At 66.0% G+C, this 25555-nt stretch carries 23 protein-coding genes, 1 tRNA gene and 1 pseudogene; 2 read left to right on the plus strand and 23 right to left on the minus strand.

Annotated features, from left to right (window positions below; genetic code table 11):
* Positions 1-155: 155 nt before the first annotated feature.
* The 6 genes from prpF to prpB all read right to left on the minus strand — a co-directional run bounded on the left by prpF (position 156) and on the right by prpB (position 7011).
* Positions 156-1355 carry a 2-methylaconitate cis-trans isomerase PrpF gene (gene prpF / locus ACD584_RS18545; protein WP_076036253.1) on the minus strand — a complete coding sequence of 400 codons (1200 nt, stop codon included), beginning with the start codon at positions 1353-1355 and terminating at the stop codon, positions 156-158.
* 93 nt (positions 1356-1448) lie between these two features.
* Positions 1449-1766, minus strand: a complete 318-nt coding sequence (locus ACD584_RS18550; RefSeq protein WP_043921641.1) for a type II toxin-antitoxin system RelE/ParE family toxin — start codon at positions 1764-1766, stop codon at positions 1449-1451.
* On the minus strand, positions 1763-2005 hold the full coding sequence (locus tag ACD584_RS18555; protein ID WP_019237897.1) for a type II toxin-antitoxin system ParD family antitoxin: 243 nt from the start codon (positions 2003-2005) through the stop codon (positions 1763-1765). Before ACD584_RS18555 ends, ACD584_RS18550 begins: the two co-directional genes overlap by 4 nt.
* A gap of 86 nt (positions 2006-2091) precedes the next feature.
* A complete protein-coding gene (gene acnD / locus ACD584_RS18560) occupies positions 2092-4686 on the minus strand; it encodes a Fe/S-dependent 2-methylisocitrate dehydratase AcnD (protein WP_076037769.1) in 2595 nt (864 codons plus the stop codon).
* Between the two features lie 198 nt (positions 4687-4884).
* The gene (prpC, locus tag ACD584_RS18565; RefSeq protein ID WP_011036232.1) at positions 4885-6039 is read right to left on the minus strand and encodes a 2-methylcitrate synthase; all 1155 of its coding nucleotides are present in this window, start codon (positions 6037-6039) and stop codon (positions 4885-4887) included.
* A 75-nt stretch (positions 6040-6114) separates the two neighbouring features.
* Positions 6115-7011 (minus strand): methylisocitrate lyase, encoded by an 897-nt coding sequence (gene prpB / locus ACD584_RS18570; RefSeq protein ID WP_011036231.1) that lies wholly within the window; start codon positions 7009-7011, stop codon positions 6115-6117.
* A gap of 145 nt (positions 7012-7156) precedes the next feature.
* Here prpB and prpR point away from each other — a divergent pair, with 145 nt between their 5' ends.
* Positions 7157-8758, plus strand: a complete 1602-nt coding sequence (gene prpR / locus ACD584_RS18575; protein ID WP_076036255.1) for a propionate catabolism operon regulatory protein PrpR — start codon at positions 7157-7159, stop codon at positions 8756-8758.
* Positions 8759-8852: 94 nt separating this feature from the next.
* Here prpR and ACD584_RS18580 read toward each other — a convergent pair whose 3' ends face one another.
* The 14 genes from ACD584_RS18580 to ACD584_RS18645 form a co-directional block, all read right to left on the minus strand.
* The gene (locus ACD584_RS18580; protein ID WP_175611560.1) at positions 8853-9182 is read right to left on the minus strand and encodes a hypothetical protein; all 330 of its coding nucleotides are present in this window, start codon (positions 9180-9182) and stop codon (positions 8853-8855) included.
* A 207-nt stretch (positions 9183-9389) separates the two neighbouring features.
* Complete coding sequence (locus ACD584_RS18585; protein WP_076036257.1) at positions 9390-9614, minus strand: hypothetical protein; 225 nt, start codon at positions 9612-9614, stop codon at positions 9390-9392.
* A gap of 302 nt (positions 9615-9916) precedes the next feature.
* Positions 9917-9991: transfer RNA gene (locus ACD584_RS18590), tRNA-Val, on the minus strand.
* A gap of 176 nt (positions 9992-10167) precedes the next feature.
* Positions 10168-10521, minus strand: coding sequence for a PilZ domain-containing protein (locus ACD584_RS18595; protein ID WP_011036225.1), 354 nt, complete (start codon positions 10519-10521; stop codon positions 10168-10170).
* Positions 10518-11477, minus strand: coding sequence for a DNA polymerase III subunit delta' (locus ACD584_RS18600; RefSeq protein ID WP_076036258.1), 960 nt, complete (start codon positions 11475-11477; stop codon positions 10518-10520). The genes ACD584_RS18595 and ACD584_RS18600 overlap by 4 nt, the downstream gene beginning before the upstream one ends.
* Positions 11474-12532: an endolytic transglycosylase MltG gene (gene mltG, locus ACD584_RS18605; protein WP_076036259.1), complete on the minus strand. Its 1059-nt coding sequence runs from the start codon at positions 12530-12532 to the stop codon at positions 11474-11476. The genes ACD584_RS18600 and mltG overlap by 4 nt, the downstream gene beginning before the upstream one ends.
* A gap of 60 nt (positions 12533-12592) precedes the next feature.
* Positions 12593-13948: an aminodeoxychorismate synthase component I gene (locus tag ACD584_RS18610; RefSeq protein ID WP_076036260.1), complete on the minus strand. Its 1356-nt coding sequence runs from the start codon at positions 13946-13948 to the stop codon at positions 12593-12595.
* A 161-nt stretch (positions 13949-14109) separates the two neighbouring features.
* On the minus strand, positions 14110-15345 hold the full coding sequence (fabF, locus tag ACD584_RS18615) for a beta-ketoacyl-ACP synthase II (protein ID WP_014506895.1): 1236 nt from the start codon (positions 15343-15345) through the stop codon (positions 14110-14112).
* A 140-nt stretch (positions 15346-15485) separates the two neighbouring features.
* Positions 15486-15725 (minus strand): acyl carrier protein, encoded by a 240-nt coding sequence (acpP, locus tag ACD584_RS18620; RefSeq protein WP_002814322.1) that lies wholly within the window; start codon positions 15723-15725, stop codon positions 15486-15488.
* Positions 15726-15880: 155 nt separating this feature from the next.
* On the minus strand, positions 15881-16624 hold the full coding sequence (fabG, locus tag ACD584_RS18625) for a 3-oxoacyl-ACP reductase FabG (RefSeq protein WP_076036261.1): 744 nt from the start codon (positions 16622-16624) through the stop codon (positions 15881-15883).
* A gap of 78 nt (positions 16625-16702) precedes the next feature.
* Positions 16703-17647 carry an ACP S-malonyltransferase gene (fabD, locus tag ACD584_RS18630; RefSeq protein ID WP_075286075.1) on the minus strand — a complete coding sequence of 315 codons (945 nt, stop codon included), beginning with the start codon at positions 17645-17647 and terminating at the stop codon, positions 16703-16705.
* A gap of 642 nt (positions 17648-18289) precedes the next feature.
* Positions 18290-19267, minus strand: a complete 978-nt coding sequence (locus tag ACD584_RS18635) for a beta-ketoacyl-ACP synthase III (protein ID WP_011036218.1) — start codon at positions 19265-19267, stop codon at positions 18290-18292.
* An 89-nt stretch (positions 19268-19356) separates the two neighbouring features.
* A complete protein-coding gene (rpmF, locus tag ACD584_RS18640) occupies positions 19357-19551 on the minus strand; it encodes a 50S ribosomal protein L32 (RefSeq protein WP_010368401.1) in 195 nt (64 codons plus the stop codon).
* 96 nt (positions 19552-19647) lie between these two features.
* Positions 19648-20157 (minus strand): YceD family protein, encoded by a 510-nt coding sequence (locus ACD584_RS18645; protein ID WP_011036217.1) that lies wholly within the window; start codon positions 20155-20157, stop codon positions 19648-19650.
* Positions 20158-20268: 111 nt separating this feature from the next.
* Here ACD584_RS18645 and ACD584_RS18650 point away from each other — a divergent pair, with 111 nt between their 5' ends.
* Entirely contained in the window at positions 20269-20847 is a 579-nt protein-coding gene (locus tag ACD584_RS18650; RefSeq protein WP_076036262.1) for a nucleoside triphosphate pyrophosphatase, read from the plus strand.
* A 7-nt stretch (positions 20848-20854) separates the two neighbouring features.
* On the opposite strand, the gene ACD584_RS18655 is transcribed toward ACD584_RS18650, so the two are convergent.
* The 3 genes and pseudogenes from ACD584_RS18655 to ACD584_RS18665 form a co-directional block, all read right to left on the minus strand.
* Positions 20855-22684, minus strand: a complete 1830-nt coding sequence (locus ACD584_RS18655; protein ID WP_228438048.1) for a hypothetical protein — start codon at positions 22682-22684, stop codon at positions 20855-20857.
* Positions 22684-23658, minus strand: a pseudogene (locus ACD584_RS18660) (glycosyltransferase). The gene ACD584_RS18655 and the pseudogene ACD584_RS18660 overlap by 1 nt, the downstream one beginning before the upstream one ends.
* 19 nt (positions 23659-23677) lie before the next feature.
* A complete protein-coding gene (locus ACD584_RS18665; protein WP_175611561.1) occupies positions 23678-25522 on the minus strand; it encodes a glycosyltransferase family 39 protein in 1845 nt (614 codons plus the stop codon).
* Positions 25523-25555: the final 33 nt, after the last annotated feature.

Here is a 25555-nt window from a genome sequence, read left to right on the forward strand (position 1 = left end):
AAAGTTTTCGGAATTCGAAAGTGCGTTCTAATTAATGCAACAGGGGTGTGCAATTTCCGCACTACAGCCCTCGTTGGCGGCAGCGGGACGACACAGCCGCCGCCGCCCCGGATCAGCGCAACGACGCGGATTTCCGGCCTGTTTTGCTGCGCCGATTACCCGATCCCGGCAGCATCAGCCGGCACCCGTACCCACCCTTCCATCAGCACGCGCGCACTGCGGCTCATCAATGCTTTGGTGACCTGCCACTGCCCACCCACCTGGGTGGCCTCGGCGCCCACGCGCAGGGTGCCGGAGGGGTGGCCGAAGCGCACCGCCGAGCGCGCCGCACCGCCGGCGGCCAGATTGACCAGGGTGCCCGGCACAGCGGCGGCGGTGCCGATCGCCACCGCGGCGGTCCCCATCATGGCGTGGTGCAATTTACCCATCGACATTGCGCGCACCAGCAGATCGACCTCGGCCGCATGCACCGGTTTGCCGCTGGAAGCGGTGTAGTCGGCCGGCGGCGCCACGAAGGCGACTTTCGGGGTGTGCTGGCGCGTGGCCGAATCCTCCACGCGTGCGATCAGGCCCATGCGCACCGCGCCGTGTGCGCGCAGGGTTTCGAACATGGTCAGCGTGCGCGGGTCGCCATTGATGGCGTCCTGCAGCTCGGTGCCGGTGTAGCCCAGGTCGCGCGCGTTGACGAAGATGGTGGGAATGCCGGCGTTGATCAGGGTGGCGTCGATGGTGCCCAGGCCCGGAACCTCCAGCGCATCGATCAGGTTGCCGGTCGGAAACATCGCCCCGCCCTCGCCTTCGGCAGCATCGGCCGGGTCCAGGAATTCCAGTTGCACTTCGGCCGCCGGAAAGGTCACGCCATCCAGTTCGAAGTCGCCGGTTTCCTGCACCTGGCCCGCGCGCATCGGTACGTGCGCCACGATGGTCTTGCCGATGTTGGCCTGCCAGATCCGCACCGTGGCCACGCCATCGCTCGGCACGCGTGCCGCATCGACCAAACCATTGGCAAGCGCAAACGGCCCAACCGCCGCCGACAGATTGCCGCAGTTGCCGCTCCAGTCCACGAAGGCACTGTCGATGGACACCTGCCCGAACAGATAGTCCACATCGTGCCCCGGCCGCGTGCTGGCGCAGACAATCACGCTCTTGCTGGTGCTCGACGTCGCCCCGCCCATGCCATCGATCTGCTTGCCATACGGATCCGGGCTACCGATCACCCGCAGCAACAACGCATCGCGCGCCGGTCCCGGCTGTTGTGCGGCAAGCGGCAGATCCTGCAGGCGGAAGAACACGCCCTTGCTGGTGCCGCCGCGCAGGTAGGTGGCGGGGATGCGGAGTTGGGGCAAATGGGTCATGTCAGCTCGGTGAGGTCGAATTGAGTTGTGTGCATGGACACGTCCGGTGCAGCAGCGCCGCGTGCTTGGCTTGGCGGGGCTGCGTGCCAGGCGTTACGGATGTGCGCTCATCCACGCAGGAATATCGCGTTGCATGTGCAGCACACGCCAGATGACGATGTCGGTTGCGCGCTCGTTGTAAAACAGCAGATGGGGAAACCGCTTGAGCGGCCAGACATGAATCTGCGGCAGCTTCAGCACCACCGCGTGGCGGCTAGAACCGGCCGCCGGATTGCGCATGAGCGTGGTCACCGCCGACTCCAGTGCTTTGGTAAAGGCCAATTCCAGCGCAAGCCCGCCCTCGGCGCCGTACCAGGCGGCGGCCTCGTCGACATCGCGCAGCGCCAAGGGGCGCCAGCGCGCCGGCTTCATTTTCCGGCAGCGCGCTGATGCGCACGCGCGCGCATGCTGTCAAAGAAGTCGGCCTCCATCGCAACAGCAGGCCCGGACTCTGCGCCGTCCAGCAACAGCGCGCGCAGGCTTTGCGCATCACGCTGCATACGGATCAGCTCGCGCAGATATTCGCTGCTCGAGCCGTAAGCATGTTCCAGGACCTGCTGGTCGACAAATTCCTTGAGCTCGTCCGGGAGCGAGATGTTCATGGTGGCCATGCAGCGACCCGATGGCAAAGATTGCCAAAGTGTGCCTCCCGGCAGCGGCATCGGCAAGCCGCTGCGCGAGACGTACTGGCGTATCTTCAGGCAGCCTTGGTTGCTTCCAGAAAATCCTGCGCAAATCGCTGCAGCACGCCGCCCGCCTCGTAGATCGACACTTCTTCTGCGGTATCCAGGCGGCAGGTCACCGGCACCTGCAACTGCTCGCCGTTGCGTCGATGCACCGACAGCGTCAGCGTTGCGCCCGGGGTGCGTTCACCGACTACATCGAACGTCTCGCTGCCATCGATACCCAGCGTCTTGCGGTCGGTCCCCGGCTTGAACTCCAGCGGCAACACGCCCATGCCGATCAGATTGGTGCGGTGAATCCGCTCGAACCCTTCGGCCACGATCGCCTCCACACCGGCCAGCCGCACACCCTTGGCCGCCCAATCGCGCGACGAGCCCTGCCCGTAATCGGCACCGGCAATGATGATCAACGGCTGCTTGCGCTGCATGTAGGTTTCGATCGCCTCCCACATGCGCAGCACCTGCCCTTCCGGCTCCAGCCGTGCCAGCGAACCGGCCATGACCTGGCCATCGACCACCACCATTTCATTCACCAGCTTGGGGTTGGCAAAGGTCGCCCGCTGCGCGGTGAGATGGTCGCCGCGATGGGTGGCGTAGGAATTGAAGTCTTCTTCCGGCACGCCCATCTGGGTGAGGTATTCACCGGCCGCACTGCTGGCGAGAATCGCATTGGACGGCGACAGATGATCGGTGGTGATGTTGTCGCCCAACACCGCCAGCGGGCGCATGCCCCGCAAGGTGCGCGCACCTGCCAGCGCGCCCTCCCAATACGGTGGGCGGCGGATGTAGGTGCTCTGCGCGCGCCAGTCGTACAACGGGCTGACGCGTGCACCCTGCAGGCCACTGCGCTTGAACATCGGCTCGTACACGCTGCGGAAATGCTCCGGCTTCACGCTGCGCGCGACCACCGCATCGATCTCCGCATCGCTGGGCCACAGGTCCTTGAGCGTGACCGGCACACCCTCGGCATCCACGCCCAGGACATCCTTCTCGATATCGAAGCGCACAGTGCCGGCGATGGCGTAGGCAATCACCAACGGCGGCGACGCGAGAAAAGCCTGCTTCGCGTACGGGTGGATCCGCCCATCGAAATTGCGGTTACCCGACAACACTGCGGTGGCATACAGGTCGCGTTCGATGATTTCCTGCTGGATCACCGGGTCCAGCGCGCCGCTCATGCCGTTGCAGGTAGTGCAGGCGAACGCCACGATGCCGAAGCCCAGCTGCTCCAGCTCGCCCAGCAAGCCGGCCTCTTCCAGATACAGCTGCACCGCCTTGGAACCGGGTGCCAGCGAACTCTTCACCCATGGTTTGCGCGTAAGACCGCGCGCATTCGCATTGCGCGCCAGCAAGCCGGCGGCGATGACGTTGCGCGGATTGGAGGTATTGGTGCACGAGGTAATCGCCGCGATGATGACCGCACCGTCGGGCATTTGCCCGGGCAGCTGCTCCCACGCAGCGGCAATGCCACGGCTGGCCAGCTCGCTGGTCGCCACGCGCTTGTGCGGGTTCGACGGCCCGGCCATGTTGCGTACCACGCTGGACAGATCGAACTGCAGCACGCGCTCGTAGTGCGCGGTGACCAGATCGTCGGCCCACAAGCCGGTCTGGCGTGCGTAGGTTTCCACCAGCGCAATCTGCGTGTCTTCGCGCCCGGTCAGGCGCAGGTAGTCCAGCGTCTGCTGGTCGATGTAGAACATCGCCGCGGTGGCGCCGAACTCCGGCGTCATATTGGAAATGGTGGCGCGGTCGCCGATGGTCAGCGCACTGGCACCCGCACCGTAGAACTCCAGGTACGCGCCCACCACGCGCTGCTGGCGCAGGAATTCGGTCAGCGCCAGCACGATGTCGGTGGCGGTGATGCCCGGCGCCGGCCGCCCCAGCAACTCCACACCAATGATGTCCGGCAGCCGCATCCACGAAGCGCGGCCCAGCATCACGTTCTCCGCTTCCAGGCCACCAACGCCCACGGCAATCACGCCCAACGCATCCACATGCGGGGTGTGGCTGTCGGTGCCCACGCAGGTATCCGGAAACGCCACGCCGTCCTGCACGTAGATCACCGGCGACATTTTTTCCAGATTGATCTGATGCATGATCCCGTTGCCCGGCGGGATCACTTCCACGTTCTCGAATGCCCGCTTGGTCCATTCGATGAAGTGAAACCGGTCCGCGTTGCGGCGGTCTTCCACGCCACGATTCTTGGCGAAGGCCTGCTTGTCGAAGCCGGCATATTCCACCGCCAGCGAGTGATCCACGATCAACTGCACCGGCACCACTGGATTGACCTGCGCCGGGTCGCCGCCCTGCTCGGCAATGGCATCACGCAAGCCGGCCAGATCCACCAATGCGGTCTGCCCGAGGATGTCGTGACACACCACGCGCGCCGGGAACCACGGGAAATCCAGGTCGCGCTTGCGCTCGATCAACTGCCGCAGATAGGCGTCCACGTATTGCGGATCGGCGCGACGCACCAGGTTTTCGGCATGCACACGCGCGGTGTACGGCAGCGTGGCATACGCACCGGGCTGCAAGGCATCCACAGCGGCGCGGGCATCGAAATAGTCCAACGAGGTGCCCGGCAAGGGCTTGCGGTACGAGTTGTTCATGGCTGGCGACATCACGAAGCGGGCGGGGGCTTTGGAGCGGGAATCGGGAATCGGGAATCGGGAATCGGGAATCGGGAATCGGGAATCGGGTAGAGGCTGCAGGGCTGTGCGGTGTTTGCAAGTACAAAGTTGCGCTGTTTTCCGGCTATCTGCTCAAGAGGCAGGCAACCGGTCAACAGCGCAACCTGCAGTGCCTGCTCAGGCGCGCTGATCCAGCGGCACAAACGCCTGGTCTTCCGGCCCGGTGTAGTTGGCCGAGGGGCGGATGATCTTGCCGTCCACGCGCTGCTCGATGATGTGCGCGCTCCAGCCGGCGGTGCGTGCCAACACGAACAGCGGGGTGAACATCGCCGTCGGCACGCCCATCATGTGGTAGCTCACCGCACTGAACCAATCCAGGTTCGGGAACATCTTCTTGATGTCCCACATCACCGTTTCCAGGCGCTCGGCGATGTCGTACATCTTGCGGCTGCCCTGCTCGTCCGACAGCTCGCGGGCCACGTCCTTGATCACCTTGTTGCGGGGGTCGGACACCGTGTACACCGGGTGGCCGAAGCCGATCACCACTTCCTTGCGCTCCACACGTGCCTTGATGTCGGCCTCGGCCTCATCCGGCGTGTCGTAGCGCTTCTGCACTTCGAATGCCACTTCGTTGGCGCCACCGTGCTTGGGGCCACGCAGCGCGCCGATGCCGCCGGCAATGGCGCTGTACATGTCGCTGCCGGTGCCGGCGATAACGCGGCTCGCGAATGTCGACGCGTTGAACTCATGCTCGGCATACAGGATCAGGCTGGTGTGCATCGCGCGCACCCACGATTCTTTCGGCGCAAATCCATGCAACAGGTGCAGGAAATGCCCACCGATCGAATCGTCGTCGGTCTCTACCTCAATGCGCTTGCCGTTGTGGCTGTAGTGATACCAGTACAGCAGCATCGAGCCCAGGCTGGCCATCAGCTTGTCGGCGATATCGCGCGCACCTGGATGGTTGTGGTCGTCCTTTTCCGGCTGCAGGCAGCCGAGCACGGAAACGCCGGTGCGCATCACATCCATCGGGTGCGCCGAGGGCGGCAGCTGTTCCAGCGCAGTTTTCACCGCCGCCGGCACGCCGCGCAACGAGCGCAGCTTGGCCTTGTAACCACGCAGTTCACCACTGTTGGGGAGCTTGCCGTGCACCAGCAGATACGCGATCTCTTCGAATTCGCTGCTGGTGGCCAGGTCCAGAATGTCGTAACCACGGTAGTGCAGATCGTTGCCGCTGCGCCCCACGGTGCACAGCGCGGTATTGCCGGCGGCGGTGCCGGACAGGGCAACCGATTTCTTCGGCTTGAAACCAGGAATGACGGTGTCGTTCATGCGATGACCTCTTCAGATATGGCGTGTCGCGAAATTACTAACGGGATGGCACCGGCGACGTGCTGCGCAGCGCGATCATGCGCCCTTGCGCGCGAACAAGGCATCCAGCCGCTGTTCGTAATCGTGGTAGCCGATGCGCTCGTACAACTCTTCGCGCGTCTGCATGCTTTCCAGCACGGCGTTCTGATGCCCATCGCGGCGAATTGCGGTGTACACCGCTTCGGCGGCCTTGTTGGCAGCGCGGAAGGCAGACAGCGGGAACAACTGGATCGCCACGCCGGCCTGTGCAAGTTGGTCGCGCGTGAACAGCGGCGTCTTGCCGAATTCGGTGATGTTGGCCAGCACCGGCACGCGCACCGCATCAACGAAGCGCTGGTAGGTCTCCAGGTCATAGGCGGCCTCGGCAAAGATGCCATCCGCGCCCGCCTCCACGCAGGCAATGGCGCGTTCGATCGCCGCATCCACGCCTTCCATCTGGATCGCGTCGGTTCGCGCAATCAGGAAGAACGCCGGATCGGTCTTGGCATCGGCCGCTGCCTTGACCCGATCCACCATCTCGCCCTGGCTGACGATCTCCTTGCCCGGGCGATGGCCGCAGCGCTTGGCGCCGACCTGATCTTCGATATGGCAGCCGGCCGCGCCCGCCTTGATCAGCGACTTGATGGTGCGTTCGATATTGAACGCGCTCGGCCCAAAGCCGGTGTCCACATCCACCAGTAGCGGAAGTTCGCAGACATCGGTGATGCGGCGCACATCGATCAGCACGTCTTCCAGGGTGTTGATGCCCAGATCCGGCAAGCCCAACGACCCGGCCGCCACCCCGCCGCCGGAGAGGTAGATGGCCTGATAGCCTGCGCGTTGCGCCAGCAGCGCGTGGTTGGCGTTGATGGCGCCGATCACCTGCAACGGCGATTCGGCGGCCAGGGCTGCGCGGAACCGGGCGCCAGCGGAAGACAGGGGCAAGGACGTCATGGCGATTCCTGAGATGAGATGACTGTAGTAGCGCAAGGTGCGTGCCAACCGTAAGCCATTGATGTGACTGATCGCGTGCGCGCATAGCGTTGCATCAATGAAACATACGGAGCACAATGCAACATCACTGAAACGCCAGCGAATCATGGCCCACTCCTCCTTCGTCGCTCCTTTGGATGGCACCCTGCCGGTGATCTGGACGGTCAGCGTGTCGCGCCTGACCGGCCTGCTGGCCGATGTCATTCCCGAGTTCGACCAGCGCGCGCGCATCGAGCAGATCAACCTCGGCTTTGCCGAGGCAGTCGAGGTCATCGGCCAGCGCCTGCGCCGCGAGCGCTGCGACGTGTTGGTGGCTGGCGGCTCCAACGCCGCTTACCTACGCAGCCGATTGCCGCTGCCGCTGGCGCCGATCCAGGCCACCGGCTTCGACCTGATGGAAGCCCTGGCGCGCGCACGCCGCATCGCACCGCGCATCGGCGTGGTCACCCATGCCACCGACGTGCCGTCATTTCAGCCGTTCCAGGACAGCTTCGCGCTGGACATCGCCCACCGCCGCTTCATCACTGCCGAGGACGCGCGCGACTGCATCGCCGACCTGCGTGCCAGCGGCATCCAGGTGATCGTCGGGACCGGCATGGCGATCGACTTCGCCGAACAGGCCGGCCTGCCCGGCGTGTTGTTGTACTCGGCCGACTCGGTGCGCCTGGCGCTCGACCAGGCAATCGCCCTGGCCACCGCGCCCAGCAGCGCAGCCCCCGCTCTGCGCAGCGCCGCACGCCGCACGCGCAACCAACCGGCCGCACTGCTCGGCGAAGACGCCGCCATGGTGCAGGTGCGCGCATTGGTGCAGCTGTACGCGCCGCACGCCAGCACCGTGTTGATCAGCGGAGAGACCGGCACCGGCAAGGAACTGGTCGCGCGCCAGGTGCACGCCGGCAGCCGCCGCCGGGGCCGGTTCGTGGCGATCAACTGCGGCGCGATCACCGAGTCGCTGCTGGAAGCGGAACTGTTCGGCTACAGCGATGGCGCCTTCACCGGCGCGCGGCGCGGCGGCCATACCGGGCTGATCGAAGCAGCGCAGGACGGCACCATTTTTCTGGATGAAATCGGCGAACTCCCATTGCCGCTGCAGACCCGCCTGCTGCGTGTCCTGGAAGAACGCGAAGTGCTGCGCGTTGGCGCCACCGTGCCGGTACCGGTCGATGTGCGCGTGGTGGCGGCCAGCCTGCAGCCGCTGCAGGCACTCGTCGACCAGGGCCGCTTCCGCCGCGACCTGTTCTATCGCCTGGCCGCGTTGCGCATCGCACTGCCGCCACTACGGAATCGCCCCGACGACATCGCCTTATTACTTACGCACTACGCGCAACACGGCAGCGAGATGGCATTGCCACTCTCGCCCGCTGCGCTGCAGCGACTGCAACGCCACGCCTGGCCCGGCAATGTGCGCGAACTGCGTAACCTGGTCGAGCGTCTGTGCATCCATTGGAAGGCGCAAGCGCAGGGCCAGGTGAGTCTGGCCCAGCTCGAGGCCTGGGCTCCGGAGCTGGCCGATGCCATCACGCCGGCCGCCTACGATTCCACATCCGCCGACGCAGCCAGCTCGCGCGCGCAACTCACCGCAACATTGGTACGTGCGGCACTGGAACGTGCGCAGGGCAACCGCGCGGCCGCAGCCAAAGCGCTGGGCGTCTCGCGCACCACCCTCTGGCGCTGGATGCAGGCCCAGGGGCTAGCTTCTTCGCAGTGACCGGCGCACACGCGCGCTTGAGTACTAGCGCTAGAACAGATCGCCGCGGCACGGCTTTCGCGACTGACGCAGCACCTGTGCCCGCAGGCACGCACTACTTGACCGGTGTGTACTCGGACTCGCCGGTGCTCAGGTTGCCGGTCGACTGATCGATGGCGTAGTTGATCGTGCCCACGCCATTGGAAACCTGCAGCACATCGCCACGCAGTACCGCCGGATGGTTCTTGGTCTTCACCCCGTTGCCGAACAGCTCGGGCCGGGTATCGCGAATGATGAAGCTTTCGCCGTTGTGCTCGATGCTCAACACGTTCTTCGGCGCCTTGGCGTTGACCCACTTGCCCACGAATTCCTCGCCCATGTCTTTGGCGCAACCGGCCAGCAGGAGCAGGCTCGCAGCCAATGCAGTTCCAAGCAGCGTCTTCATCGCCACTCCTTCGTTGAATCCAGGGCCGAGCAGGATGGCGGTTCTCCCACGGGCCTGCAATAAGCAGACGCCACCGCAATCCCATTGCGGCCGGCTGGGATTCACCGGCCTGGCAAAAAGGTGACGCACGCCGCGGTGCACGCGTCGAACGCACAGCACACCGCCACAGCGACCGCGCGGCGGCTGGCCGCCGAAGGAGGCGCAGCCTCAGCGCAACGCCAGCTGCAGATCGCCGGGCGCAGGCGGCATCACCAGATCGGCCGTGTCCAGCAGGCTCTGTGCCGACGCGGCTGCAGCGGCCAGATCGCCGAAGCGCCCGCCCAGCTCGCCGACGGTGTAATGGCGCATCACCGCACCCTGCTCGCTGACGCGCACCTCATCCACCGGAAACCGGCGTGTTCCAGCCACCATCATTCGACTTTGCGTACGCATGGGTCTGTCTCCGTCGAGTACCGCGTCATGGTCGCTGCGCCGCGGCCGGACTGTCGGGGAGATGCCTGCAAGTGAACTGATCGTTCCCATCGCAGCGCTTCGCCCCCACCCCATCCGCACCGCCGCTGCATCTGCGCGCTACCTTCCGCGCACCACCGCTACCGGCAGGTGAAAAACCTCTTACACGCGGGTGTACGTCGCGCGTGCATGTAACGCGCCGACGCAATCGGCAATGCACTGCGCTGACCGAGCGCCCTGAAACGACAAAGGCCACCGCAAGGGTGGCCTGGTCTTCGACGTCATGGTGGGCGGTACAGGGATCGAACCTGTGACCCTTGCCGTGTGAAGGCAATGCTCTACCGCTGAGCTAACCGCCCGGTGACGCGAGCCGCACATTATAGGGCAGCGGCGGAGATCGTCAATAGTTGTTTACCGCGTGGCGCAACGCACTGAAACCGCCGTGCCGCCGCCCCACGATCACCACGCGCATGCAGCGCACCTGTGGCCCAGTCTTGCGCTCGCCGCGCGCCATCGGCCGCGGCAATTGCCTGCCTTACATCGTGTGGGTCGGCTTGTCGGAGGTGGTCAAACCGGCCAGCAGCGTTTCGATCTTGTTGCGCACCGCCTCGCCTTCCGGGCCGTCCGGAAACTGCACGCCGATACCAGCCGCGCGGTTGCCCTGCGCGCCCGCAGGCGTGGTCCACACCACCTTGCCGGCGACCGGGAGACGCTCGCTGGAATCGGGCAGCGTCAACAGCAGAAATACCTCATCGCCGAGCATGTAGCGCTTGGGGGTCGGCACGAAGATGCCGCCACTTTTCACGAACGGCATGTAGGCGCTGTACAGCGCGGCCTTGTCCTTCAACGCCAGCGACAAAATGCCTTGGCGTGCATTCATTGCACTCATCGAGTTCCCCTAGAACGGGCCGGGCGCTCTCCCTCGCGCCAGGCCAGCAACAATTCCGCCACCGCCAGATCGGCGCGGACGGTGGTGCGCAACAAATCACGGGTGCGATTGGCGGCGTCGAACCAGGTCGCCAGCTTGTGCAACCGTGATGGATCGGTCAAGCCGGCCGATGCCTGCGCCAACGCCAGGTCGGCGGCATGCCGCAGACGCTGGTCGGCCTGGCCATCGTTGGTCCAGCGCTGCGCCACGTCCACCGCGCCGACGCGGCCACTGGCGATCTGCTCCAGGTCCTGCGCCACGGCGCGGCGCACGGCCAGGCCGTCTTCGCGCAGCCACTGGGCGGCAAGCCCGGGATGGCCGCGCGCGGCCTCCAGCGCCTCCTGCGCCGCACGCTCGCTGACGCCTTGGGTCAGCAGCCAGGCCAGCGCTTCGTGGGCCGGCGGCAGTTTGAATTCCAGGCGCTGGCAGCGGCTGCGGATGGTGGCCGGCAAGCGCGCCGGCTGCGCACTGATCAACCACAGGTAGCGGCCTGGCGAGGGTTCTTCCAGCGTCTTGAGCAAGGCATTGCAGGCGGCGCGGTTGATCGCATCGGCCGGGTCGACGATTACCACCTGGGCGATGCCGTACTGCGGCGTCAGCGACAGTTTCTGCGAGATCTCGCGCACCTGTTCAATGACGATCTCGATGCGCAGCTTGTCGCCGGTGCGGTTGGCAATGAACGACACCAGCTGCAGATCCGGATGCGTGCCGGCGGCGATCAGCTGACGGGTGCGCTGCGCCACTGCCGGATCCGGCGCACTGGCCAGCACGTGCTCGGCCAGCGCCAGCGCCACCGCGCGCTTGCCCAGCCCGTCCGGGCCGCAGATCAGCAGGCCATGCCCGAGCCGGCCGGCATCCAGCGCGGCCAGGGTCTGGTCGTAGGCGCGTTGTTGCCAGGGTGAAAACGTAGGCGTCATGGCGTGGGCTCCGGCTGACGGCGGCGCTGCAGATAGCGCGCCACCGCCGCATTGTGTTCGTCCAGCGTGGCCGAAAACGCATGCGCACCGCTGCCATCGCCCACCGCGACGAAGTACAGCGCGTTGCCCGGCGCCGGGCGCACCGCCGCCAGCAGCGCTTCGCGGCCCGGCATGGCGATCGGCGTGGGCGTCAGGCCGGTGCGGGTGTAGGTGTTGTACGGCGTGTCGGTGGTGAGATCGCGGCGGCGGATGTTGCCGTCGTAGCTGCTACCGATGCCGTAGATCACGGTCGGGTCGGTCTGCAGCTTCATGCCCATCTGCAGGCGGCGCACGAACACGCCCGCGATCTGCGGCCGCTCGGTGCCCAGTGCGGTTTCCTTCTCGATGATGGAGGCCAGGATCAACGCCTGTTCGGGCGAGCTCAGCGGCAGTTGCGGGGCGCGCTGTTCCCAGGCCTGCGCCAGCGCCTTGTCCATTGCCGCATGCGCGCGTTTGAGCACGTCCAGGTCGCTGTCGCCGCGCTGGTACAGATACGTTTCGGGCAGGAAGCGCCCCTCCGGATGCTGGCCGGCAACGCCCAGCCGCGCCATCAGTGCGGCATCGTCCAGGCCCGCGATGGTCTGCTGCAGCGGCGTGGCCGTGCCCAGGGCCGCGCGCAGCTGACGAAAGTTCCAGCCTTCCACCAGGGTAAAGCGGTACTGGATCACCCGGCCCTGGCGCATGCGCAATAACAGCGCACGCGGCGACAACGCCGGCGTCAGCGCGTATTCGCCTACCTTGAGCTTGCCGGCCGCATCCACCTGGCGGGCCAGCAACTGCCATTCAAGATCACTGCCCTGCTGCACCCCGGCCTCGCGCAGCTTGCGCAGCGTGGCCTTGAGCGAATCGCCGGGCGCGATGACCACGCTGGGCGTGCTCGCAGTGACCGACGTCTCGGCAAAATGCACGAAGTGCCGCCACGCCACCACGGCCGCGATCGCCAGCAGCGCCGCAAGCAACAGCACCGTCCCCAGCACGGCCAGACATCCGCGTTTGCCAGTCACCGCCACACCCACCTCGTCATTGCTCCAGCGCCGCGCAGGATACCGCGCGCCGGTGATGTGCCGTTGAAGTACTCATGCCGGGTCCAGCGCACGCAGCAGCCCGCGCGCCTTGGCACGGGTTTCGTCCAGTTCCCGCTGCGGGTCCGAGTCCACCACGATGCCAGCACCGGTGCGGAACCGCACCTGGCTGCCGGCCACTTCGGCGGTGCGGATCAGGATGTTCAGATCCATGTCGCCGTCGCGGTTGAGCCAACCGAACGCGCCGGTATAGGCGCCACGCGCGGTCTGTTCCAGCTCGGCAATGATCTGCATGCAGCGCACCTTCGGGCAGCCGGTGATGGTGCCGCCCGGAAATACCGCCGCAATCACCTCGCCAGGGGTGACGCCCTGCCGCAACCGGCCGCGGACATTGCTGACGATGTGATGCACGTGCGCATAGCTCTCCACGCCCATCAGCTCGTCCACCTCCACGCTGCCCGGCGCGCAGATGCGGCCCAGGTCGTTGCGCTCCAGGTCGATCAGCATCACGTGTTCGGCGCGTTCCTTCGGGTGACCGACCAGCTCGCGGATGCGCGCAGCATCATCGTCGCCCGCGAAGCGTGCACGAGTGCCAGCAATCGGCCGGGTCTGCACCACCTGCCCGTGCACCGATACCAACCGCTCCGGCGAAGAACTCACCACCGCGCGCCCGGCCGCCACAAACAGGCCGGAAAACGGCGCCGGATTGGCCGCACGCAGCCGCGCATGCAAGGCGGCAGGGTCGACGGGCCGATCGAACTGCGCCTGCCAGGCGCGCGAGATATTGGCCTGGAACACATCGCCGGCACGCAGATAGTCCAGCACCCGCAGCACCGCATCGGTGAATTGCTCAGGCGGGTCTTCCTGCACCACCGTCGGCGCTGCCCAGGCAGGCAAGGCTGGCAGGCTGGCGCAGGCGGTGATGTCGTCGTCAATCTGCTGCAGCAGGTCTTCGCGCCCCGGCTCGGCCACGGCGAAGCAGCGCCCGTCCATGCGGTCGCGCAGCACTGCCGCCGGCGCCCGCAGGGCCAATGCCGCGGGCGCGGCGTCGCTGCGCATGGGCAGGCGCAGGATCGGCTCGACCTGTGCGGCCACCTCATAGTCCAGCAGCACCGCCCAGCCACCGCGAAACGGCCACGAACGATCGCCCTCGTGCGGCAAGCGCTCGGCCTGCCAGGCTGCATCCAGGGCGTCGAGAAAGCTGCCTTCCAGCAGTTGGCCATCACCGTTGCGGGTGCAGCCGTCCTGGTCCAGACGCAGCTGCGCGCCCTGCGCCAGCAGCAATACATCCCAACGCCCGTGCGCGGTGCCCGACGCGCTGGATTCCAGCAACGCGGGGTACCGCTGCGGTGCCAGGCGATGCAGCGCCAGCAGGTCGATGTCCGCGTGCAGTGGTCGGGTCAGCGTCATCGGCCTGGCTTGGCGTGGAGGGACGGATGCGGCGCTGCGCGCCGGTGACAACCAGCGCGCCGCACACCGCACGGTAAATCAGCAGAAGACACAACGGGCCGAACGCGCGACGCGTTGCAGCCCATCGCGACCCTGCGCCATTGCGGCGCAGGACCAATGGCTCAGATGCGCTTGAACACCAGGGTGCCGTTGGTGCCGCCAAAGCCGAAGCCGTTGGACATCACCGCATCCACCTGCACCTCGCGCGCCACGTTCGGCACGTAGTCCAGATCGCAGCCTTCGCTGGGCTCTTCCAGGTTGATGGTCGGCGGAATGATGCCGGTATGCAGCGCCATCACCGAGAAGATCGCTTCCACGCCGCCGGCCGCGCCGAGCAGGTGGCCGGTCATCGACTTGGTCGAGCTGACCATGGTCTTGTACGCGTGGTCGCCCAGCGCACGCTTCATCGCCATGGTTTCGGCCAGATCGCCCAGCGGCGTGGAGGTGCCGTGCGCGTTGAGGTAGCCGATCTGCTCGGGGTTGAGCTTGGCATCGCGCATCGCCGCGGCCATGCTGCGCGCCGCGCCTTCGCCATCTTCGCTGGGCGCAGTCATGTGGAACGCATCCGAACTGGCACCGAAACCGACCAGCTCTGCATAGATGCGCGCGCCGCGTGCCTTGGCGTGTTCGTACTCTTCCAGCACCAGCACGCCGGCGCCGTCACCCAGCACGAACCCGTCGCGCTGCTTGTCCCACGGACGCGATGCAGCGGTGGGGTCGTCGTTGCGCGTGGACATCGCCTTCATGGCGCAGAACCCGCCCACCGAACTTGGGGACGAACCGCGCTCGGCGCCACCGGCCAGCATCACGTCGGCATCGCCGTGCTGGATCATGCGCATCGCGGTGCCGATCGAATGGTTGGAGGTGGCGCAGGCCGACACGGCCGAGAACGTCGGGCCCTTCAGGCCTTTGATCAGGCTCACCTGGCCCGGCAGCATGTTGATGATGGTGCTGGGCACATAGAACGGCGAAATCTTGCGCGCGCCGCCCTCATGAAATTTGATGGTCTGCTCTTCGATGCCGAGCAGCCCGCCGATGCCGGAGCCCAGAATGGCGCCCACGCGTTCGGCATTGCTTTCATCGATCTCCAGCCCGGAATCGTCCAGCGCCATGAACGAGGCGCCGACACCGTAGTGGATGAACGAATCCATCTTCTTGACGTCCTTGGCGGACACAAACTGGGTGGGATCGAAATTCTTGATCTCGCCGGCGATCTTGGTGGTGAACTGCGAGGCATCGATCTGCGTGATCGGGCCAATGCCCGAACGACCGTGGATGATCCCATCCCAACTGGTGGCCAGATCATTGCCCAGCGGCGACACCATGCCCATGCCGGTAACGACAACACGACGACTCATTGCAGATCTCCTCACCACACGACGGACGGTGCTTGCGGTTTACGGTTGACGCTCAAAAACACAGGGCCGCATCAGCGGCCCCATGGGATGTCTGACGCAGCAGCAGCCAAATGCCCGCCACCGCTGTCAGGAACAACGCATCAGCTCTTGACGTGAGCCTTGACGTAGTCGATCGCCTGCTGGACCGACGTGATCTTCTCAGCTTCTTCGTCCGGGATTTCGCACTCGAACTCTTCTTCCAGCGCCATCACCAGCTCGACGGTGTCCAGCGAGTCGGCACCCAGGTCATCGACGAACGATGCGCTGGTGGTGACTTCCTCTTCCTTGACGCCGAGTTGTTCGACGACGATTTTCTTGACGCGTTCTTCGATGGTGCTCATTGAGATATCGCTCCAGATGGAGTAGTGGTGGTACAAAAAAAACGCCATCGCCGCTGCGATGGCCGCGTTGGATAGTGTAGTGGAAGCGACCGGGCCTTGCATTGCATCACAAATCCCGGCCGATCAGCCACTTAGCGCCTCCCGGCGCCGCACGCTCACGGCATGTACATGCCGCCGTTGACGTGCAGGGTCTCACCAGTGATGTAACGGGCGGTTGGGCCAGCCAGGAATGCCACCGCATTGGCGATGTCGTCCGGCTGCCCCAGATGGCCCAGCGCGATCTGCTGCAGCAACGCCGTCTTGGCATCCTCCGGCAACGCCTTGGTCATGTCGGTATCGATAAAGCCGGGCGCGACCACATTGACAGTGATCCCGCGCGAGCCGATTTCCTTGGCCAGCGACTTGGAAAACGCAATGATGCCGGCCTTGGCCGCCGCGTAGTTGGTCTGGCCCGGATTACCGATCACACCCACCACCGAGGCGATGTTGATGATGCGGCCCTTGCGCGCTTTCATCATGCCGCGCATCACCGCCTTGGAGCTCCTGAAGACACTGGTCAGGTTGGTGTCGATGATCGCCTGCCAATCGTCGTCCTTCATCCGCATCAGCAGGTTGTCGCGGGTGATGCCGGCGTTGTTGACCAGGATCGAGACCGCACCGAACTCCTTGCCGATCGCATCGATCAAGGCATCGACCGCGGCCGCATCGGTGACATTGAGCTCCCGGCCGTGGCCGCCGTTGGCAGCCAGGCGCTCGCCGATGGCAGCGGCCCCGGAGGCGGAAGTGGCCGTGCCGATCACCGTGGCACCCTGGGCGGCCAGCGTATCGGCGATGGCCGCGCCGATGCCGCGGCTGGCACCGGTGACCAGAGCGATCTCGCCCTGCAATGGCTTGCTCATGTTGCTGTTCCTCGAGAGGGGACGTCGCAACCGCAGTTACGAGCGTCGAGGGCCGGCATCACCGGCAAATTGGTCAACTCAGTGCGCCCACGCATCCAGCGCGCCGGCGTAATCGGCCGGCGTCGCGAGCGAACGGGCATCCAGACTCTTGTCGATACGCTTGATCAGCCCGCTCAGCACCTTGCCCGGGCCGCATTCGGCGATCCGGGTGATGCCCTGCGCGGCCAGCGCCTGCACGCAGCCGGTCCACTGCACCGGCAGATACAGCTGCTCGACCAGGGCCTGGCGGATCGCTTCGTGGCCGGCGTGCACCTGCGCGTCGACGTTCTGCACCACCGGAATCTGCGGCGTGCGCCAGGTCAACCCGGCCATCGCCTCACCCAGCTGGTTGGCCGCCTCGCGCATCAGCGGGGTGTGCGACGGCACGCTCACCGCCAGCTTGACCGCCTTGCGCACGCCGCGCTCGGCCAGCAACGCCAGCGCGCGATCCACCGCCGCCGCATCGCCACCGATCACGATCTGACCGGGCGAATTGAAGTTGGCCGGCACCACCACCTGGCTGCCCGAGGCCTCGACACAGACCTCGCGCACCAACGCATCCTCAGCGCCCAGCACCGCGGCCATCGCGCCGACACCGGCGGGCGCCGCTGCCTGCATGAACTGCCCGCGCAGCCGCACCAGGTGGGCACCGTCGTGCAGCGACAAGGCACCGGCAGCGACCAGTGCGGTGTATTCGCCAAGGCTGTGGCCTGCCAGCACCGCCGGCCGCTCGCCGCGCTGCGCGTTCCACAGGCGCCACACCGCCACACCGGCGGCCAGCAACGCCGGCTGGGTGTATTCGGTGCGGTTGAGCATCTCTTCCGGGCCGCCCTGCGACAGGGCCCACAGATCGACGCCGGCGCCATCGGAGGCCTCGACGAAGGTCTCGCGGATCTGCGGATGCAGTTCGGCAAGTTCAGCCAGCATGCCCAGGGACTGCGAGCCCTGGCCGGGAAACACGAAAGCGAGCGTAGATTCGGTCACGCGTTGCTGCCTACAAAAATCGAGCCGGGATAATACGTGCGAAATCGCCCGGCCGTCTGTACTGACGCGTATGCAAGGCCAACGCCCGCATCGCACAGGCGTCTGCCGGCAGGGTCTGAGCAGGTCAATGTCGCCGTTGAGGAGCCAGTCCAGGCACGGCATCGACAGCTTCAACGCGGTGGTCGCGTAGATCGCCGGGCGGCGCGCTGGCGCGTCAGCTGGGCGTGGAAGAGAGGCGGGTCAGATGCGCGAAACGCGCGGTTACTTGACCACCTGGGCGCAGGCAGTCCGCACACGAACGCGCTGTCGCTAAGCATCAGTGGCGTGCCCCTGACAACGCTCTACCCCGCCTGCCCGCAGGCCATCACCCGCAACAGCTTGACCGCCTGAGCCTGCAGCGCGCTGCGCCGGCTACATTCCCCGCAGGGACCGCATCACCGCCACGCTGCGGCGGTGGAGGCAGGACATCCAGGCCCCAGTGGCGTGCGAGAACGTTGCGTGTGTCGATCAAGACTGTGCGGCGGCTGCACTGCGTCAGGGAGACTCACTGACACATCAGCCCGCAATGGCAAGGCTCTTTGCACCAACAGAACCTCAAGCGCAAAAAGACACCGCCGGCAAACGCGGCAGTGCCTGCGCAGATCAGTAGCGCAGCAGCGCCGAGCCCCAGGTAAATCCGCCCCCGAAGGCTTCCAGCAGCAGCAACTGGCCACGCTGCACGCGACCGGAGCGAACCGCTTCGTCCAGCGCGAGCGGCACCGAGGCCGACGAGGTATTGCCATGCCGGTCGACGGTGACCACCACCTGCTCCATCGGCAGATCCAGCCGCTTGGCGGTGGCTTCGATAATGCGCAGATTGGCCTGATGCGGGATCAGCCAGTCCAGGTCGTGCGTGTCCAGGCCATTGGCGGCGAGGGTTTCATCGACCACCGAGTCCAGCGCCTTGACAGCGTACTTGAACACGTCGTTGCCCTTCATCAGCAACGCGCCACCGCCGTTCTTGCCTTCGCCGAAGCCAACAGACACACCGACCGGATCCCACAGCAATTCCTTCTTGCTGCCGTCGGCATGCAGATGGGTGCTGAGGATGCCGGTGTCTTCGTCGGCCTTGAGCACGACCGCGCCCGCACCGTCGCCAAACAGCACGCAGGTGGTGCGATCGGTCCAGTCGACGATCCGGGTCAGCGTTTCGGCGCCAACCACCAGCACGGTCTTGGCGTCGCCACTGCGAACGAACTTGTCGGCCACGCTGAGCGCGTAGACGAAGCCGGAGCAGGCCGCGTTGACGTCGAATGCACCGCATCCGACATTGCCCAGCCGCGCCTGCAACAGGCATGCAGTGGACGGGAAAATCAGGTCCGGGGTGGTGGTGCCGACAACGATCAGGTCGATCTCGTCGGCAGTGACACCGGCCGCTTCCATCGCCTTCAGCGAGGCGAAGTACGCCAGATCGCTGGTGGTCTGGTCGTCGGCAACGATGTGACGTTCACGGATGCCGGTACGCGAGCGGATCCATTCATCGCTGGTGTCGACGATCTTGGACATGTCGTCGTTGGTCAACACCTTTTCGGGCAAATAGCTACCCGTGCCCGCGATTCTGGAGTAGATCCGCTTGCTCATACTGTTCCCTGGTGCAAGAGCCGCGGTAATTGGCGGCTCCGGAAGTATCGAGGGTCACCCGCCTGCAAAACTGCGGCGGGTGCCACGGATCAATCTTCTTGGACGGCCGACGACTTGGTCGTGATCACCTTCTTGCCGCGGTAATAACCGTCAGCGGTGATGTGGTGGCGCAGATGGATCTCGCCGCTGGTCGGGTCGGTCGACAGCTGCTTGGCGGTCAGGGCATCGTGCGAACGACGCTGGCCGCGGCGGGACGGGGTGACTCGGGATTTCTGCACAGCCATGGGATTGCTCCAAACTTAAGTTCGATAACTTTTCTGTTGAGTCGAACAGGACTGTACGCCCGCGCCGACCTGTGTTTCCGCCCTTAACAGCGGCGGTTACTGTTTCTTCAACGCCGCCAGCGCCGCGAACGGACTGGCCTTGTCTTGCTCTTCCTGCGTCGGAACCCACTCGGCCTCGACTGCCTCGCTCCCCGGCGCCATCGGCACCACGGGAACCGCCAGCACCAGCTCGTCCTCCACCAGGTCCACTGCCCGCAGCATGCCGTCGTCTGGCACCAGCAAGGCTTCGTAGTCGGGCGGCAACGCGGCCTCATCAGCCTCGTCGCGGATCAAGCCGAGTCGCTGCCTGATCTGCACCGGATACAGAAAACGCTGCAGGCTGCGCTGGCATTCCAGCGGCAGCGCGACATCGATGCTGAGTTCGACATAGGCGACCTTCAACAGATCATCCTGATCGAACTGAAGCGAATAGACACATTCGCCCTCGGTATCAACCAGGCTTCCCTGAAGACGGGTCATCGCAGATAGCGGGATGCGGCCGTCGAAGCGCCTGCGCGCTGCGACCATCCGCCAAGCATCCAGCATTTCGGGCACGTTCGCGGACATAAGCCGCAGAATGTTAAAGACCCGCCGGGGCCATGTCAAATCTGCCGCCGCTGGGATTGTGGCCCGGCGCCCGGGCCGGCAGACTCCCTTGCCCTCCCTCGCGGTGCGCCCATGATGCCACGCCTGCTCCTGGCCTCCACGTCTGCCTACCGCCGCGAGCTGCTCGGCCGCTTGCACCTGGACTTCGACACGGCCCGCCCCGAGGTGGACGAGCACGCCCTGCCCGGCGAAACGCCGCAGGCGCTTGCGACCCGGCTGGCCAGCGAGAAGGCGCGCGCCGTGGCGGTGCGCTTCCCGGACGCCTGGGTGATCGGCTCAGACCAGGTCGCCGACCTGGACGGCGAGGCACTTGGCAAGCCGGGCACGCTGGAGCAGGCGCGCGCCCAGCTCACGCGCATGTCCGGCCGCACGGTGCGCTTCCAGACCGCCGTCAGCCTGATCGGCCCTGACGGGTTTGCCGCGCACGCGCTGGACCTTACCGACGTCCAGGTGCGGATCCTGCAGCCGCAGGAGATCGAACATTACCTGGCTGCCGAACCGGCGCTGGATTGTGCCGGCAGCTTCAAATGCGAGGGCCTGGGCATCACCTTGTTCGACGCAATCCGCAGCAACGACCCTACCGCCCTGGTCGGCCTGCCGCTGATCGCAGTGGCGCGGTTGCTGCGGCAGGCGGGATTTTCGCTGCCTTGAAGCTGCCTCAGCCCGCCCGGCGCAGCGTGCAAAACTGATACGGATAGACGGTTTGCCCAATGCGTGAGAGCAACGTGCGGCACTGCGCCGGATCCAGCGTCAGCCCGTACGCAACCAGGCGCTGCTGCGCCGCGTCGCGAATGGCCCGATCGGCCGCCGCGATATCCAGCTCCCTGGCCTTGGGCACGACCAACAGGCAGCGGCCGGGCGTGGAAGCAGCCAGCTCGGCGCGCAGACCCCGGGCGATCAGCCAACGCAGGCGTGCGCAGTCCGACTGCGCATCCCACCCGAACTGCTGCGCCCAGCGATTCATGCGATCCACTCGCATCTGCTGTTTGTCGCGCGCCGCACCGAGCATCGCGTAAACCTGCGGGCGTTCGGCCACCAGGGTGCGCACGCGCGCCCGATACGCATCGGTCTCGCTGATGTTGGTTGCGACCCCGATGTAACGGGCCTGCTGCGGCAATAGGGTGACGCGCCATGACTGCGGCTCATCGCCGACCAGCAAGACCGTTGCCCGTGCCGGATCGATGATCTGCGGTTGCGTGACCTCAAACGCCGCGCGCGCCCAGGGCTCGTACCCCCAATCCTTCCAGCCGGCCACCGCCACCAGCGCGCACAGCCCGATCAACCACGCAGCCTTGTGATCGGCACGTTGCGCAAACGCATGCCGGCAACAGATCCACAGCACCACCGGCGCCAGCAATTCCAGCACGACCAGATAGCGGTGGATGCTGAAGATGGCCTGCCACAACACATAGGCCGTGGCCACGAACACCAGCACCACAGTGGCCGAGCGGTCCAGCCCAACCCCGGCAACCCGGCAACGCAGCACAGCGCGCGCCGCCACGATCAGTACCAATGCATACAGCAAGGCCCACAGTGACTGCACCAATCCCAGGTCGCCGATGCGTTGCGGCTTCAACGTAAACAGCAGCGGCCAGAGCAGGTGTTCGCCGAGATTGCGCGGCAGCCAGCGCGTGTCGGCGATCGACACCGGCGCAGCCAATGGGGATTTGAATAGCCCGTTGAACTGCGGGAACAACGGGTTGCCCAGGTGCTGCCAGACCTGCCAGTACCACGGCCCGGCCACCAGCACGAACACACCGCCCGCGACGACGATCACGATGCCCAGCGCCAGCAGCCGTGCCCGCAGGCGCGCGCCATCGCACATCAGCGCCGGCACCAGCGCGAGGGCGTAGAGCGCATTGGTCAACCTGAGCGCGACCGCCAGACCCAGCAACGCGCCTGCACGCCATAGATGGAGGGCGGTTTTGCCCTGCCGCGCACGTGCCTGTGCCTGCAGAACCAGCGCCAGGGCGCCCAACACGGGCAAGGCCGTGGAGGTATCGCCCATGGTGCCGCCGAGTTCGGACAGAAACACGGCGCTGCTCGATCCTGCGGCCACCAGCAGCGGTGTCCATTGCGCACGCCGCGGATGCGCCGAAAGCACCCGCCAGGCAACCGCGGCCACCGGCACGAACACCAGCGCATGCAGTGCACCGAGCAGCACGCCAACCAGTGGCGCGGGAAGGTGCAACATCAAGGCGGCATGCATCGCATCCAGCAGCGGGCTGAAATAGCTTTGCATCTGCGCCGGCGCGAGGTCGGTCGTCAGTCGCCCGTGCAGCCAGGCATCGCCGATATACAAGTGATAGTTGCGCAAGTCCCAGTTGGCGTCCTGGCCGAGGCCGAGCGACACCAGTGCACCGAGCAGCACGATGGCAAGTACGGCGGCGGCACTATGCCGCGGGGAATGGAAACCGAAGCGACGATCCGCCCAGGCGAGCAGGCGTTGGCGGCGCGTCGCTTTCGCTGTCGCTGCACTCGCCCGCATCACGTCCGCTCCTGCGCATGTCTGGATGTAAGCGCTGCCACGCTCGGTTCGGCGAGATAGGCCAGATGCTTGGCCTCGACGAGACCACGGGTCACCGTGTCCAGAATCAGCCCGCACGCCAGCAACAGGAAGCCGAGCAGCATCAGGGCTACGCACAGGATCGCGGTTGGAAAGCGCGGCACCAGGCCTGTTTCCAGATAGGTCTGCAACAACGGCACGGCCAGCACGATCGACAGCGCGGCGCTGAGCAGGAAGCCGATCGAGAAGAACAGCAGCGGACGCTCGGCCTTGAACAACTTCACGATGGTGGTAAGGATCCGCCACCCGTCGCGCCAGGTATTCAACTTGCTCTGCGAACCCTCCGGCCGCACACCGTAGGCGGTGTCGACTTCGGCGACCGGCATGCGCAATTGCAACGCGTGCACCGCCAGTTCGGTTTCGGCTTCGAACCCATGCGCATGCGCGGCAGAGGATTTGACGTAGCGGCGCGAGACACCCGGTAACCCGACAACATGTCTTCGAAACTGTGGCCGAACAGCAGGCCTGCGCAGCGTGTCAGCAGCACATTGCCCAGCCGATGTCCGGGCCGGTACGCGGCCTGCTGTTGATCGCGCCGCGCGCCAACCACCATGTCCAGTTGCTCGCTGAGTAACTTGCGCACCAGCGCTGGCGCGGCAGCCGCGTCATACGTCGCGTCGCCATCAACCAACACATAGATGTCGGCGTCCACATCGGCGAAACCGCGGCGCACCACATTGCCCTTGCCCTGCAGCGCCAAGCACCTGCGCGCCGGCCGCTGTGGCGATCGCCGCGGTGGCATCGCTGGAGTTGTTGTCCAGCACATGGATGGCCGCCTGCGGCAATGCCGCGGCAAAATCACCGACCACTGCGGCAATGGTGGCGGCCTCGTTGCGGCAGGGCACCAGCACAGCGATGCGGATCCCGGCGAAGGTGTCGGGACAATCGGTACTCATCACGTAGGCCAGTATCCGGTCAGGGGGCGGGAATGGTGAATGGTTGCTCCCACCAGTCCTCGACGCTGCCGTCGTGGCCGTGCAGGCGCAAGCCCAACCAATGCGTGCCGGGCGTCAGCGCGCGCGTGTCCAACGTGGCAGTGAAGCCGACGCGGGGATGTTGCGGGTCGGTAGAGATTTTCCAGTACGGGCGCACGTCCAGGGTGGCGCCGTAGTCGGCGCGTCCAGCGGGGCGACCATCGACCAGCAGCTCGACGCGCGACAGACCCACGCCGTCCTTGAAGGCCCAGCCACGCACCTGGATGGTGGCCGTGGCGGCAACGCCCGGCAGCGGCGCATCGATCCACGCCATCGCAGGCGCGATGCAGGGGCCGGGCTGGCGTTGCGCCGGCAGCGCGAACAGCAGGAAGCGCTGATAGCCGTGGTCAGTGGAGACCACCTTGGGCGGCGGCAGTGGCCCGACCATGGCGCAGATGGCGTGGTAGCGCGTGAGCAGGTCGCGGTAGCGCTGATCGCTGGGCGAGAGCACCAGCAGGCGCGGGCCGCTGCGCTCGCCTTGGCTGAGCAGCCCCCACTGGGCCAGTTGCGCCGAGCGGCCATGCTTGTCGTTCAGATCAGCCTGCAGCACTTCGATCTGTGCATCGTGCAATTGGAAGCCGAGCTCGGCGCCTACCTTGAAGTTTTCCGCCAGCACGCGGGTGCCGGGCGGCAGCTGCGTCAGTTCGGTCTTGACCGCGCGCGCCAGGTCTTTCCAGCCGGCAAAATTGCGCGGGTAGTATTTTTCGCCCGCCGCTTGCGCGCGGATCGCCGGCACCGACACCGCCAGGTAATAGCTGTAGGCGCCCAGCATGCCGAGCAGCGCGATCAGCCAGGTGGCACGCCGCAGCGGGCGCGGCCAGCGCATCAGGATCACCGGCGCGGCGACCAGCAGGGCGAGATAGCCCGGCAACGGCCAGTGGAAGCTGATCCGCTCGGCATCGCTGAAGAACCCCAGCACGAAGATCGCCAGCGTGGAAATGCCGCCCAGCAGGCCGAAGTAGCGCCACTGCGCACGCGAGCCGCCACTCCCGGCACGGGTGCCGGCCAGGCTGACCTTGACCATCGCCCAAGCCAGCAATGGCGTCACCAGCGCGGCCTGGATCAGCAAAAACCACAGCCCGGTGATCTGGAACGTCCACGGATGCCGGTCTACCAGCTGAAAGCGCAGGCCCGCCTCGTCATGGTCGGTGTTCCAGAACAGCAGCGGCAGCCAGCTCATGGCGCCTACCGTCAGCGCCATCCAGATGCGTGGGTCGCGCAAGACCGCACGCCCCTGCGGAATGCACAGCAAGGCAATGCAGCCCACTCCGATCACACCGACAAAGCGGTAGTGGCTCAGTGCACCAATGACCAGGCCGATGGCGAGCTCCAGCGCGCTGGTGGCATCGACCTCGCGCAACAGCCGCGCGCCCGCATCCATGCACAGCAGCGCTGCCAATGCCATGGGCACGTCGGGCACCGCCAGGATGCCGAGCGTGGCCGACAGCGGCATCAGCAAGGTCAGGCTGCCGGCCTGCCAGCCCAGCGTGGAGCCGAACCAGCGCGTGGCGATGTGCGCAACCAGCCACGGCAGCAGCGCAGCGATGGCCAGAAACGGCAACCGCAGCGCCAGTAAATGGTGCCCGCCAAGTTCCACGCTCAGGCGCGTCAGCCACGCGGTCATGCCCGGCAGATCCGAGTACGCCGCCGCCAGATGCTGGCCTTCCTGCCAGTAAAACGCCTCGTCCACGAACAGCGGCAGACGCGCGGCAATCAATAGCTTGACGGCCGTCGCCAGTGTCCACAGGATCACGAAGGTGCGATGTGCGCGTTGGTCCCCTGGCATTGCCCTGTGCACTCTTCTTCCACCTACGGATTT

Origin of the sequence: Xanthomonas sp. NCPPB 2922, assembly GCF_041520885.1 — a bacterium.
GTDB classification, from domain to species: domain Bacteria; phylum Pseudomonadota; class Gammaproteobacteria; order Xanthomonadales; family Xanthomonadaceae; genus Xanthomonas; species Xanthomonas campestris.